Source organism: Neisseria arctica (assembly GCF_022870905.1).
GTDB classification, from domain to species: domain Bacteria; phylum Pseudomonadota; class Gammaproteobacteria; order Burkholderiales; family Neisseriaceae; genus Neisseria; species Neisseria arctica.
On record NZ_CP091510.1, the window covers coordinates 533,968 to 546,965 of the forward strand.

Consider the following 12,998-nt stretch of genomic DNA (forward strand, 5'->3'; position numbering starts at 1 on the left):
GTCAAACAGCCAGTCAATCATCAGGACACGAAAAGCATGGACGATTTAATCAAAGAAGCAGCCCTTCATTTTCACGAATTTCCAACCCCCGGTAAAATCCAAGTTGCGCCGACAAAGCCGCTGGGTACTCAGTATGACCTTTCTTTGGCCTATTCGCCTGGTGTTGCCGCACCTTGTATGGAAATTTACAACGACCCTCTGGCTTCGTACAAATATACCGCGCGTGGTAATTTGGTTGCCGTAATTTCCAACGGTACCGCCGTATTGGGTTTAGGTAATATCGGTGCGCTGGCAGGTAAGCCGGTTATGGAGGGTAAAGGCGTACTGTTTAAAAAATTCGCCGGTATCGACGTATTCGATATCGAAGTCAATGAAACCGATCCTGATAAATTAGTTGATATCATCGCCTCGCTTGAACCTACTTTCGGTGGTATCAATCTTGAAGATATCAAAGCGCCCGAATGTTTTTACATTGAGAAAAAGCTGCGCGAGCGCTGTAATATTCCCGTATTTCACGATGACCAACACGGTACTGCCATCATTACCGCAGCCGCCGTATTGAACGGCTTGCGCGTTGTTAACAAAAAAATCGAAGAGGCAACATTGGTTTGCTCGGGTGCGGGCGCAGCGGCGATTGCCTGTTTGAACCTGTTGGTTGCTTTGGGTATGAAGCGTGAAAATATCACCGTATGCGATTCGAAAGGTGTGATCTACCAAACCCGTGAAGACAAAGACCGCATGGACGAATCTAAAAAACAATACGCCATTGCCGACAACGGTCAGCGCGTATTGGGAGATGCGGTTCCGGGTAAAGATATTTTCTTAGGTTTGTCGGGCCCCAATGTTTTGAGCACCGAAATGCTCAAAACTATGAATGACCAGCCAATCGTATTTGCCTTGGCCAATCCCCAGCCGGAAATTTGGCCGCCAGAAGCCAAAGCTGCCCGCCCTGATGTGGTAATCGGTACGGGGCGCTCTGATTTCCCAAATCAAGTTAACAATGTATTGTGCTTCCCCTTTATTTTCCGCGGTGCGCTGGATGTGGGTGCGACGACGATCAACGAAGAAATGAAATTGGCTTGCGTGCGCGCGATTGCGGATCTTGCTTTGGCCGAAGCCAGTGATGTAGTGGCGGGCGCATACGGCGGCGAAGAGCTTACTTTTGGCCCGGAATATCTGATTCCCAAACCTTTCGACCCGCGTCTGATTGCCAAAATCGCACCGGCCGTTGCACAAGCTGCCATGGATTCGGGAGTGGCAACGCGCCCGATTACCGATATGGATGCTTATGTTGAAAAATTGACACAAAGCGTTTATAAAACCAGCCTGTTTATGCGTCCGGTATTCAATCAGGCTAAGAAAGAAATCAAGCGCATTGTATTAACCGAAGGTGAAGACGAGCGTATTTTGCATGCCGCCCAACAAGTGGCAACGCAAAAACTGGCTTTCCCGATTTTGGTAGGTAACTTGGAAGCGATTGAGGAGCGTTTGCAGTCTCAAGGCTTAACAATCCAAGCAGGTAAGGATTTTACCGTTATCGATCCGCACCAAAATCCTTATTTTGAGGAAAGCTGGAGAGAATATTACAAACTGCGCCAGCGTAAGGGTGTAACCGAAGAAATGGCCCGCCGCCGCGTTCGTGCCAACAGTACGTTGATCGGAGCGCTAATGGTGCGTTTGGGTCATGCAGACGGCCTGGTGTGCGGTACGATGGGCCGCTTCCGCGACCATTTCACTATCATGGAAGAGGTGATCGGGTATAACAATCCCGAAAAAGACGCCTTTGCCATGAATGCGTTGATTTCTAATAAAGGCAACTATTTTATCGCAGATACTTATGTAAACCATGAGCCGACCGCCGAACAGCTTGCCAAGGGTACGATTATGTGCGCCCAAGAAATGAAGCGTTTCGGTATTAAACCGAAGGTGGCATTGGTATCTAATTCCAACTACGGTTCGCATGTGGATAAAGATACACTGAAGATGCAGAAAGCTTTGGAGCTTATCCGTGCTGCCGATCCCGAATTGGAAGTGGATGGTGAGATGCAGGCCGATGTGGCGATGGACGAAGTGATGCGCAAAAAAATCTTCCCCGAAACCACGCTTAGTGGTTCGGCTAACTTATTGGTAATGCCGGGGGTGGAGGCCGCCAATATCAGTTACAACCTCTTGCGTGTACACTCTTCCAACGGTATCACTGTCGGCCCGATTTTGATGGGTTTGAATAAGCCGGCTCATATCGTAACGCCGATTTCAACCGTACGCCGCATTGTGAACATGATTGCGTTGGCGGCAGTGGATGCCCAACGTTTGTAATTAGTTTCTTAGAACCAGTAAGGCCGTCTGAAATTTTCAGACGGCCTTTATTTTATTAGGTGCCGATTTGAAATATTTGTTGTAGTGTTAGGCTTGATGAAGAAATGCTGTATTTCCAGCCGGGAGCCGCCTGGAGTCGATGTATCGGTTGGAATAACAGAGCCTATCTTTTATTCCAAACAATTTTGTTTAGTCGGCTTAAAATTTGTTTTTCGATTGTTCTTTCGGTTGGTTATGTGTGTATTTCTCGCCGACTACCTCTTTTAAGGGTTCGGCCTCGGCGATTTTTTCGGCGGCTTCCTGCTTATCGTCCTCATCAGGCAGGCTTTCTTCTTGAAGCATTTCGGCGGCCGGTGAGAATTGGAATTTACCGTATACGGGGAAATGGTCGGAACCGATCGAAGGCAAAACTTTAATTTCACTCATCATGAAATCGTTGCTGTGGAAAATATGGTCGAGAGGCCAGCGCAGCAGTGGGTAGCCGGCATGAAAGGTATTGTATAGCCCGCGGCCTTTGCGGGGGTCGAGAAGTCCGCTGATTTGTTGGAATAATTGCGAAGTGCGGGACCATGCGACATCATTCAGGTCGCCGAATACTAATACGGAATGGTTATTGCGACCGATTTCCCTGCCGACTAACAGTAGCTCGGCATCGCGGTCGGTAGCGGTGTCTGCTTCGGTAGGGCTTGGCGGCATCGGATGTAAACAGTAAATACGAATCCATTGGCCGGAGCGCAGTTGCAAACCGGCGGCAATCGAAGGGATATTTTCTGCCACCCAATGGCGGATTTCTACATCGCGTAGCGGCAGACGGCTGTATAAGTGCATACCGTAAAGATTGTCGAGTGGGATTTTAACCGTATAGGTGTAGCCCATATCGGTTTCGAGAGGGGACAATTGCTTTTCCCACCATATATCGGTTTCCAGTGTTAGAACAACATCGGGCTGGTGTCGGCGTATTTGCGCCAATAGCAAATCGGTACGCCGGTTTGGGGTGAGCACATTGCTGGTGAGCAGGGAAATAGTATGTTCGTTATCGGGTCCGAGGTATTGTAATACTTCAGGTCGGGTGAGACGGGTATAGGCGGCGATTGCTTTAAGTTGGTAGAGAAAACAAGCCAGATTGATAACTTCAAAAACATTGAATAACCAATAATCGGTAGGGCGTAGCAGCCAGTTGAGTATTACGCATAAAAGGCTGACGGCTGCAATTTGCAGGCGGGGAAAGTCAAAAATACGAAATACCCAATGGGGGTGCTTACATAGCGGTAATAAAGTGGTAATTACCGGCAGCATCAGAAGGGCGAGTAGTAACCAATCGGTAGCGGTTAGTTCAGTCATAGTAAAGAATGATCAAACAAAAGCAGGCGGTTGTTGTCGGGTATGGCTTGGATTTTCAGATGGCATATCGTTTTCAACAGCCTTTTCCAATATAGCCGATTAAGACTTCGACGGCAAACTTATTCCGATAAGCTGTTTGTTCCCTTGTGTACGCTTTGTGGATAAGTAGGCTTTTTAGTTGAATCGCTTAGAAAATTTATGATTGATTGAAAAATGGGCAATGTGCTGATTGGTGGGGTCGCAATATATACAAATATTTGCCAAGCAGTTAATTCTTCCATATTTGTACATAGTGCTCTCTGTCTGATGATGCTTAATATGCCTGAAACATAAGTCAGGTTAAGGCTGCCTGAAAAATACTGCGGATTTATCCTTGATAAATGTTTGCGTATATGTGCGCATTATGTGGATAAGTATTGTTGTCGCTTGAAATATTTTAGAAAAATATAATTGCTTAAAAAGTGTGCAGTTATATGGTTGCCATATATTAGGCCGTCTGAAAGGTTAGACAAGATATTTTTTAGCTAATCGGATTTTTTTGGGCTTGTATGGTTGTTTGATTGTTAATGTCGGGTAGCTCAATTTATTCGATATTTATCCGCATAGTTTGTTTGCTGTCATGTGCATGGTGTGTGGATAAGCTGCTTTATGATTTGAATTGCTTGGAAAAAATAGATTTGCTTAAAAAATAGGCAATATTGGCGTGTGGGGGGAGGTTTGATACATAGTGGGCAAAGTTGCTTATCCTCATCTGCTGTTTGCGGTTGTGTGTACGATGTGTGGATAAGTGGGGTTATATTTTGAATGAATTGATAAAAATAGATTTGCTTAAAAAATAATCAATGGTGTATGGTAGGGGCGGCGCGTTATAATTCGGACGGCCTGTTTTATTTGGAAAACTTATGCATACTCTTTCTGCACAAGCACGTAGTGCTGCGGCACGTGAGCGGTTGCGCCGTGGTCGGCGGTTGGCGACCGGCTTACTGATAGCGGCCTGTATTTTGTTTGCGGTGTCGGCGTCTTATGTGCGCGAATATCCCGTTCTCGGTTATGTTAAAGCTTTTGCCGAAGCGGCTATGGTTGGGGCTTTGGCTGATTGGTTTGCAGTAACGGCATTGTTCCGCCGACCTTTAGGCCTACCGATTCCGCATACGGCAATTTTGCCGCGTAACCAACACCGTATTGCGGATGAATTAGGGCGTTTTATCGAAAACAATTTTTTGCAGGGGCGGCCTATTGCATTGCGTGTTTATCAAGCTGCGCCGAGTGAAAAATTATTACGTTGGCTGGCCGGAGAAGATATGCGCCGGCGTTGGTTGCCTTGGTTGGCTGTACAGCTGCCGGTTTTATTAAAGGTGGCCAAGCCCGACCAAGTGGCGCGATTCGGCAGCCTTATGCTGGCGGAACAATACAGCGGCGATAAAATTGGTAAAACGCTGGCCAATGGTATGGCCGTATTAAAAGCTCAGGGCTTGCATGAAATGCTGCTGCTGGCTTCTATCAAACAGTTGCGACGTTGGTTACAAGATGCCGAAACACGGGTCATTCTTGAGCAAAACCTGCGGGAGTGGGCGGCAAGGGTAGAAAGTGATGCGCCCAGTGCGTGGGACAAAATCAAGGCATCGTTAAAGGGTACACTGGTAGAACGTGTAGACGGCTGGGTAGCAGCTAAAGCTTTGGATTGGGCAGATGACTATTTAGCAGCGGCTCTGGATAATCCGCAGCACCGCTTGCGTTTGGGTTATGAAGAACAGTTCGACCGTATTACCGACGCTCTGAGGCACTCTCGGTTATGGCATAAGCGTTTGGAACAGGGTAAGATGCAGTTGGCACATTCACCGGCGGTACAAGATACATTGGCGCGCGCTTGGGTGAGCTTGCAGAATTGGACGGCTGCCGATGTGGTGAAAACAGATTCGTTGTGCTTGGCGCAGTTGAACAAATTGCTTGACCATATGTTGTCTCAAGCACATGAATATCCGCAGTTTATGCGGCGGGTAGATGTGCGTTTGTCGTTGATGGTACGCGATTTTGTGATGAAGTATAAAGATCGGGCAGCAGTGTTTGTGGCGGAAAAGGTGAAAAGTTGGGACAGCCGTCAGATGGTCGAAAAATTGGAATTAAGCGTCGGCAAAGATTTGCAGTTTATCCGTATCAACGGCACGCTCGTCGGCGGTTTGGTGGGATTGGTGATTTATACTGTATCGCAATGGCTATTTTGAGTTTGAATAAACTGAAAGAATTATATTTTTGAAAGGTTTACTCTTTTTCAGACGGCCTTGTCTATAATTAATAGATCGTTTCAAATAATGGTGCAGGTGCCGCGATATGCTGTCGTATCATTGCCGTATTAGAGGCTGTTATAAAAATACCGCCCGGGGAGAGGGCGGTTTTTATGTGAGAGCCATTGGGTTTTAATCTCGGCAAGGCTGCACCAATACCCAGGGTGCCACTACGACTGCCCACATATCCTGGTTGTCATCGAGAAACTGCCGTGCCTGATTTTCCGTCACCACGCCGAACCGGCCTTGCTGCATCAGCTTTGCCAACTCAGTGCTGTTATCGTCAGCCATCATCTTGGCAATGCCGATTAAATCCAAATCTTCGGCCACATAAACCGCTACGCCGCGTGCAAAGTGCGGTTGTAGTTCAAGCCATGAAATGCGGGCGGTTTCGAGATTGAGTTTGTCGCTGAGCAAGGGTTCGGACATAACGGCTCCGTGCAGATTGAAAAAAATGTATTGTACCGAAATTCAGACGGCCTGGTTTGTTATGCGACGGTATATTTTACAATTATAATGTTATACAGTATCATTTTGCTGTTATTCTAATATTATCTGTTTTCAGACGGCCTGCTTTTTCGGCAGGCCGTCTGAACTCTTCATACTTATGAAATCTATTTTACTGGCCGGCCTCAGCCGGCGACTGATTTTGGCTGCGGCAGCATTGCTTTTGCTGTGGGGTGTTTACTTCTGGGCGGTTGGGTTATGAGTATCGTTGTTGAAAATCTGACTGTAAGTTACCAGCACCGCCCGGCTATCCATCATTTTGATATGACTTTCGATGATGGTCAGATGTGGGCGGTATTTGGGCCGAACGGCGCAGGTAAGTCTACTTTGCTCAAAGCCGTGATGGGGTTGGTAAAAGCCGATACCGGAAAAGTAGAATATAAGGATTTGCAGCGCAGTGGGATCGCCTATCTGCCTCAACAAAGCGAAATCGACCGTAGCCAGCCGATGACAGTTTTTGAATTGGCGGCTATGGGGCTTTGGTATGAAATCGGCTTTTTTAAACAAGTAAATGCCGTACAACGTAAGCGGGTAATGCAAGCTTTGGAACGGGTGGAAATGGCCGATGCCGCTGACCGTCAAATCGGGCATTTGTCAAACGGCCAGTTTCAGCGGGTATTGTTTGCCCGAATGTTAGTTCAGAACGCCCGTTTTTTGTTGTTGGACGAGCCGTTTAATGCAGTGGATGCGAAAACGACTTATGCCCTATTGGAAGTTTTGCGCCAATGTAACCGCGAAGGATGCGCGGTGATTGCGGTATTGCACGATTATGAACAGGTGCGTGCATATTTCCCGAAAACAGTATTGGTGGCACGGGAAAAAATTGCGGCGGGAGCTACCGAACAAGTGTTGATGGATGAGGCTCTGGCAAAGGCCAATGATGTCATGATGCGCCACGGTAGCGGTGATTGGTGTGCGGCCTGATATTTTCAGACGGCTTTTGATCAAGGCTTAAGGCCGTCTGAAAAAAGCGGTACGGTATAAAATGAATATTTATGAATTGATTGTTTCCCCTTTTGTAGAATTCGACTTCATGCGCTATGCGCTGGCTTCGGTGGTATTTTTAGCTTTGAGTGCTGCGCCGGTAGGGGTGTTTTTGGTGATGAGGCGCATGAGCTTGGTAGGTGATGCCCTGAGCCATGCCGTTTTACCGGGTGCGGCCATAGGTTATATGTTTGCCGGTCTCAGCCTTCCGGCAATGAGCTTAGGCGGATTTGCAGCCGGTATGCTGATGGCTTTGTTGGCAGGCTTGGTTAGCCGTTTCACTAATTTGAAGGAAGATGCTAACTTTGCCGCATTTTATCTTAGCAGCTTGGCAGTCGGCGTTGTGCTGGTGAGTAAAAGCGGCAGCAGTGTGGATTTACTGCATTTGCTGTTTGGCTCGGTATTGGCGGTAGACTTGCCCGCTTTGCAATTGGTCGCCGTTGTAGCCAGCCTGACAATCGTTACATTGGCAGTGATTTACCGGCCTCTGCTGCTTGAGAGTATTGATCCGCTGTTTTTAAAGGCTGTGGGTGGTAAAGGTGGCTTTTGGCATATCCTGTTTTTGATTTTGGTGGTTATGAATTTGGTAGCGGGCTTTCAGGCATTGGGGACGTTAATGTCTGTCGGATTAATGATGTTGCCTGCGATTACCGCCCGTTTATGGGCAAGAAGTATGGGCGTGCTGCTGTTGTTGACGGTAGGATTTGCTTTGCTGTGCGGGTTTGGTGGGTTGCTGTTTTCGTATTACATTGAAATACCTTCGGGGCCGGCGATTATCTTATGGTGTGGTGTGGCTTATTTATTGTCGGTCGTGTTCGGTTGGGAAAGCGGTTTGTTACCGAAGTGGTTGCGTCGTTTACGCCATCACAAAGTCTGATGAATAGTGCCGTCTGCATTCCGTTTCAATGAAAATTATAAGTGTGAGTGAAAAACTTTCAGACGGCCTCTATGGTTGGAGACATTAGGTTGGCAGCATGGTGTAACTGATAATTGTATTGTCGATTACGGGTAATTAGCTGTTAACCGAATATGGGATTGGCTTGAAAGAGTTGTGTAATAAAGGCTAACAGGCCAACTGTTATACTGTTTTTTTACTGCAATTTGTTATGTTATATCATTGGAGGATTTTATGAAGCATTGGAAATTGGGCATATTGGCGGCTTTGGTTTCGTTCGGTGTGCAGGCCGAGCCACTGAAAGTAGTGGCCAGCTTTAGTATTTTAGGCGACGTTGCCAAGCAAATCGGTGGTGAGCGGGTGGCAGTACAGAATATAGTCGGCGCGGATCAAGATGCCCATGCCTACCATCTGACCAGTGGTGATATCCAGAAAATACGCAGTGCAAATTTAGTGTTGCTTAATGGTTTGGGTTTGGAAAAAGCCGAATTGCAACGGGCGGTGAAGCAAAGCAAAGTGGCGTATGCTGAAGCTACCCAAGGTATCAAGCCGTTGGCTGCTATGGAAGAAGGGCATCATCACGGAGACGGCCATGATCATGACCACGACCACGGTGAGTTTGATCCTCATGTGTGGAATGATCCTATGCTGATGCAGCGTTATGCGGCGAATGTAACTGCGGCCTTGATAAAGGCCGATCCCGAGGGCAGGGCGGAATACCGCCGCCGTTTTGCCGCATATCAAAACGAATTGAAAAAACTACATGTCGATACTGCCAAAACCTTTGCTGCTATTCCTGTATCTAAGCGTAAGGTGTTGACCGGACATGATTCCTTTGCCTATATGGGCAAGCGTTACAACATACAATTTGTTGCACCGCAAGGGGTGAGCAGCGAAGCAGAACCTTCGGCCAAACAAGTTGCAGCGATTATCCGGCAAATTAAGCGCGAGGGTATTCAGGCTGTATTTGCCGAAAATATCAAAGATGGCCGCATGGTTGAGCGTATTGCAAAAGAAACCGGTGTGAAACCGAGCGGCAGGCTTTATTCGGATGCGCTCGGCAAAAACAGTAATGCCGATACTTACGTCAAAATGTATCGTTCCAATGTACAGGCATTGGCTGCTGCCATGAAATAAATCTCATCCGTAATTTCATGCCGTCTGAAAACTTTCAGACGGCATTTTATATTGCAAAACTTGACTTTGATTAAAATTTGCAGTATCTTTCGAAGATTAATTTTATGCGCCGATTTGACACAGCTTGCGGGCGCGAAAACAGCTAAAGCGTGCGGTTGAGATGCCGTAATGCTGTATATAATTTTTGGCCCGCTGTGTTACACAACGGGCTTTGTTGTTTTTGGATGGATTATGATTATTCTGGACAACGTTTCCAAACGTTACCAACATCGCGACAAATCATGGTTTACTGCTGTAGAGCCGACTACCTTGTCTATCGAGCAGGGTGAAGTATTCGGCTTGATGGGGTATTCGGGAGCCGGCAAATCGACGCTGTTGCGTCTGATTAACCTGCTTGAGCGTCCCGATACCGGAAAAGTGGTGGTGGACGGACAGGAACTTACGGCGCTCAATGCGGCCGATTTGCGTCGTGCGCGCCAAAATATCGGTATGGTGTTCCAGCAGTTCAACTTGTTAAGTAACCGAACCGTGGCCGACAATGTGGCTTTTCCTCTGGAAATTGCAGGTTGGCCTAGTGACAAAATCAAGCAGCGCGTAGCCGAATGTTTGGAAATCGTTGGTTTGGACGATCGTGCCGGTCATTACCCTTCCCAACTGTCGGGCGGGCAAAAGCAGCGTGTGGGCATTGCCCGCGCATTGGCTCCCAGCCCTAATGTGATTTTGGCGGACGAACCTACTTCGGCATTGGATCCCGCTACTACCCGCAGCGTATTGGAATGTTTGCAAGACATTAACCGTCGCTTCAATGTGACGATTGTCATCGTTACCCATGAGATGAGCGTTATCCGTCGCCTGTGCGACCGTGCGGCTTTGTTGCATCAAGGAAAGTTGCTGGAAGTGGTGGATGTACGCGACAATCGGATTCATGCCCAATCTGAAATTGGCCGCGAACTGATTCAGGAGGATTGAAATGGCCGATATCACTTTTGCACAAGCTGTCGCCACAATCAGCGGGATGCGCGGCGAAATTATCCAAGCCTTGTGGGAAACCTTCATTATGGTCGGTCTTTCCACAACATTTGCCGCTATTTTCGGTACTTTGCTCGGCGTGTGGTTATTTGTCACCGCAAACCGTCAGTTGCATTACAGCCGTCCGATTAATCTGGTGTTGGATAATCTGGTCAATCTGATGAGGGCATTTCCGTTTGTAATTCTTATGATTGCCATGATTCCGGCCACACGCGCTATTGTCGGCAGTACCATTGGCCCTGTAGCGGCCTCGCTGGTGTTAAGCGTATCCGGTTTGTTTTATTTTGCCCGGTTGGTTGAGCAAAACCTGCGCGAAGTACCGCGTGGTGTAATTGAGGCTGCCAGCAGCATGGGGGCGACGCCGATGACGATTATTCGTAAGGTATTGTTGAACGAAGCCCGTGCGGGTATGGTGTCTAGCATTACCGTATTGGCCATCGGCCTGCTGTCATATAGTGCGGCGGCAGGTATGATCGGCGGCGGCGGTTTGGGTGATTTGGCCATTCGTTACGGCTATTACCGTTACCAGACCGAAGTTATTATTTTTATTGTTGCTATTTTGGTGTTATTGGTAGTATGCATCCAAAGTTTGGGCATGTTTATCGCCCGTAAGTTGGATAAGAGATAATTTTAGGTATCAGATTCAGCATGAGATAGCAGGCCGCCGGAATATTCCGTTTTCAGACGGCCTTGAAAATAATTTATATTTAATCAAACAAAACATTGCATTCATTTCAAGGAGATATATTATGCAAACCAACATTTTATTGAAAACTTTCTCTGCCGGCGTCTTGGCATTGGCACTGGCGGCTTGTGGTGGTCAAAAAGAAACTGCACCTGCCGCTGCTTCGGTGGCCTCAGGTGTTGCTGATACTGCTGTTGATAAAAAAGAAATTGTTTTCGGTACAACAGTAGGTGATTTCGGCGATATGGTGAAAGACCAAATCCAGCCTGCGTTGGAGAAAAAAGGCTATAAAGTGAAGCTGGTTGAGTTTACCGATTATGTTCGCCCGAACTTGGCTTTGGCCGAAGGTGAGTTAGATATCAATGTGTTTCAACATAAACCTTATTTGGATAATTTCAAAAAAGAGCATAACTTAGACATTACAGAAGTATTCCAAGTACCGACTGCTCCCTTGGGATTGTATCCAGGTAAGCTGAAATCATTGGATGAAGTGAAAGATGGTAGTAGTGTATCTGCACCGAACGATCCTTCCAACTTCGCCCGCGCTTTGGTTATGTTGGATGAATTGGGTTGGATTACTTTGAAAGAGGGCGTAAACCCGCTAACTGCTTCTAAAAACGATATCGCCCAAAATCTGAAAAATATTAAGATTGTTGAACTGGAGGCAGCTCAGTTGCCGCGTAGTCGTGCAGACGTTGACTTTGCAATCGTAACCGGCAACTATGCTATGAGCAGCGGTATGAAATTGACCGAAACTCTGTTCCAAGAACCTAGCTTTGCTTATGTAAACTGGTCTGCTGTGAAAACTGCTGATAAAGACAGCCAATGGGTGAAAGATGTAACCGAAGCTTATAATACTGATGAATTCAAAGCTTATGCGCACAAGCGTTTCCAAGGTTACAAATATCCTGCGGTTTGGGGTGAACAAGCCGTTGCCGGAGCTTCTGCTGAAGCCGCCTCTGCGGCATCCGCTGCCAAATAAGCTATATTTTCCGGTTGATAAAAACGCCTGTCCTGTTAGGAGAGGCGTTTTTGTTTATCGTCTATATTTGAATAAAGATTTAGATGTCGATAAAAAGGTTATTGATTCGATGCAGAATCGTTATGTCAACTTGAGGAAATGGCTCGGTGATTTACAGGTTTTACCAGTAGAAAATATATCTGAAACTGCATCATGGTGATATATGCCGTCTGAACGTTTCAGGTGGCATATATCAATCAGAATAAATAGAAGAGCATATTGCGCGGAATGTGTTGTTGGAATTTCGTATCAGGACAATTTGGCAGCAGTTTCGTGGTCGCGCAGAATTTTTTCATATACGGGGCCTGGAATATATCGGCGTACCACATCACGCCAGCCCTCCGGACCAACCATGCCTTTAACCATTGTAGATGATACTTCGGCAAATTCCCGTGGCGGCATCAGCAATACGGTGGAGATTTGGGGCTGCAAATCACTATTGATATAGCGCATTGAGCGTTCATATTCATAATCTGAAGCTGTTCGTATGCCGCGCACAATAAATTGGGCGTCGATGCTGCGTGCATAATTTACTAAAAAACGATTACCAAACGAAGTAATACGTACGTTTGGAAACTCTTTGGTAGTGGCCTCCAGCATTTCAATGCGTTCTTGTACGCTGTATGTGCTGCGTTTGTCAGGATTAACGCCGATGGCAACGATCAATTCGTCAAATAAAGCTTGTGCTTCGCGTATCATCCATAAATGGCCGTTGGTAGGAGGGTCGAAGCTGCCGGCATAAACCGCGCGACGGATAGTTTGGTTCATATTGATACGATGTTATTTAATGCAGATTGCAGC

The 12,998-nt window shown here is 46.9% G+C and carries 11 protein-coding genes; 8 read left to right on the forward strand and 3 right to left on the reverse strand.

Translation table 11 applies throughout. The annotated features are described in order from the left end of the window. The first annotated feature begins 36 nt into the window (after positions 1-36). Positions 37-2,316: an NADP-dependent malic enzyme gene (locus LVJ86_RS02360; RefSeq protein ID WP_047760708.1), complete on the forward strand. Its 2,280-nt coding sequence runs from the start codon at positions 37-39 to the stop codon at positions 2,314-2,316. Between the two features lie 198 nt (positions 2,317-2,514). Here LVJ86_RS02360 and LVJ86_RS02365 read toward each other — a convergent pair whose 3' ends face one another. Continuing rightward, complete coding sequence (locus LVJ86_RS02365) at positions 2,515-3,657, reverse strand: endonuclease/exonuclease/phosphatase family protein (protein WP_047760707.1); 1,143 nt, start codon at positions 3,655-3,657, stop codon at positions 2,515-2,517. Positions 3,658-4,559: 902 nt separating this feature from the next. Between LVJ86_RS02365 and LVJ86_RS02370 the strand changes: the two genes are divergently transcribed. Further along, a complete protein-coding gene (locus LVJ86_RS02370) occupies positions 4,560-5,879 on the forward strand; it encodes a DUF445 domain-containing protein (protein ID WP_047760706.1) in 1,320 nt (439 codons plus the stop codon). Between the two features lie 192 nt (positions 5,880-6,071). On the opposite strand, the gene LVJ86_RS02375 is transcribed toward LVJ86_RS02370, so the two are convergent. Then, entirely contained in the window at positions 6,072-6,368 is a 297-nt protein-coding gene (locus LVJ86_RS02375; RefSeq protein ID WP_047760705.1) for a DUF2288 domain-containing protein, read from the reverse strand. 276 nt (positions 6,369-6,644) lie between these two features. On the opposite strand from LVJ86_RS02375, the gene LVJ86_RS02380 reads away from it, so the two are divergent. The 6 genes from LVJ86_RS02380 (at position 6,645) to LVJ86_RS02405 (ending at position 12,158) form a co-directional block, all read left to right on the forward strand. Continuing rightward, a complete protein-coding gene (locus tag LVJ86_RS02380) occupies positions 6,645-7,370 on the forward strand; it encodes a metal ABC transporter ATP-binding protein (protein ID WP_047760703.1) in 726 nt (241 codons plus the stop codon). A gap of 61 nt (positions 7,371-7,431) precedes the next feature. Beyond that, entirely contained in the window at positions 7,432-8,307 is an 876-nt protein-coding gene (locus tag LVJ86_RS02385) for a metal ABC transporter permease (protein WP_047760702.1), read from the forward strand. 252 nt (positions 8,308-8,559) lie between these two features. After that, positions 8,560-9,462, forward strand: coding sequence for a metal ABC transporter solute-binding protein, Zn/Mn family (locus tag LVJ86_RS02390; RefSeq protein ID WP_047760701.1), 903 nt, complete (start codon positions 8,560-8,562; stop codon positions 9,460-9,462). A 231-nt stretch (positions 9,463-9,693) separates the two neighbouring features. Then, positions 9,694-10,431 (forward strand): methionine ABC transporter ATP-binding protein, encoded by a 738-nt coding sequence (locus LVJ86_RS02395; protein WP_047760700.1) that lies wholly within the window; start codon positions 9,694-9,696, stop codon positions 10,429-10,431. A 1-nt stretch (position 10,432) separates the two neighbouring features. Next, entirely contained in the window at positions 10,433-11,119 is a 687-nt protein-coding gene (locus LVJ86_RS02400; protein WP_047760699.1) for a methionine ABC transporter permease, read from the forward strand. A 121-nt stretch (positions 11,120-11,240) separates the two neighbouring features. Then, on the forward strand, positions 11,241-12,158 hold the full coding sequence (locus LVJ86_RS02405; RefSeq protein WP_047760698.1) for a MetQ/NlpA family ABC transporter substrate-binding protein: 918 nt from the start codon (positions 11,241-11,243) through the stop codon (positions 12,156-12,158). A 288-nt stretch (positions 12,159-12,446) separates the two neighbouring features. Here LVJ86_RS02405 and coaD read toward each other — a convergent pair whose 3' ends face one another. Next, the gene (gene coaD / locus LVJ86_RS02410) at positions 12,447-12,965 is read right to left on the reverse strand and encodes a pantetheine-phosphate adenylyltransferase (RefSeq protein WP_047760697.1); all 519 of its coding nucleotides are present in this window, start codon (positions 12,963-12,965) and stop codon (positions 12,447-12,449) included. Between the last annotated feature and the right edge of the window lie 33 nt (positions 12,966-12,998).

What these genes read in the sequence shown, in the direction of transcription:
- LVJ86_RS02395 (WP_047760700.1), top strand. Translation starts at nt 9,694, where the DNA reads ATGATTATTCTGGACAACGTTTCCAAACGTTACCAACATCGCGACAAA.
- LVJ86_RS02375 (WP_047760705.1), bottom strand. Translation starts at nt 6,368, where the DNA reads ATGTCCGAACCCTTGCTCAGCGACAAACTCAATCTCGAAACCGCCCGC.
- coaD (WP_047760697.1), bottom strand. Translation starts at nt 12,965, where the DNA reads ATGAACCAAACTATCCGTCGCGCGGTTTATGCCGGCAGCTTCGACCCT.
- LVJ86_RS02390 (WP_047760701.1), top strand. Translation starts at nt 8,560, where the DNA reads ATGAAGCATTGGAAATTGGGCATATTGGCGGCTTTGGTTTCGTTCGGT.
- LVJ86_RS02405 (WP_047760698.1), top strand. Translation starts at nt 11,241, where the DNA reads ATGCAAACCAACATTTTATTGAAAACTTTCTCTGCCGGCGTCTTGGCA.
- LVJ86_RS02400 (WP_047760699.1), top strand. Translation starts at nt 10,433, where the DNA reads ATGGCCGATATCACTTTTGCACAAGCTGTCGCCACAATCAGCGGGATG.
- LVJ86_RS02385 (WP_047760702.1), top strand. Translation starts at nt 7,432, where the DNA reads ATGAATATTTATGAATTGATTGTTTCCCCTTTTGTAGAATTCGACTTC.
- LVJ86_RS02380 (WP_047760703.1), top strand. Translation starts at nt 6,645, where the DNA reads ATGAGTATCGTTGTTGAAAATCTGACTGTAAGTTACCAGCACCGCCCG.
- LVJ86_RS02360 (WP_047760708.1), top strand. Translation starts at nt 37, where the DNA reads ATGGACGATTTAATCAAAGAAGCAGCCCTTCATTTTCACGAATTTCCA.
- LVJ86_RS02365 (WP_047760707.1), bottom strand. Translation starts at nt 3,657, where the DNA reads ATGACTGAACTAACCGCTACCGATTGGTTACTACTCGCCCTTCTGATG.
- LVJ86_RS02370 (WP_047760706.1), top strand. Translation starts at nt 4,560, where the DNA reads ATGCATACTCTTTCTGCACAAGCACGTAGTGCTGCGGCACGTGAGCGG.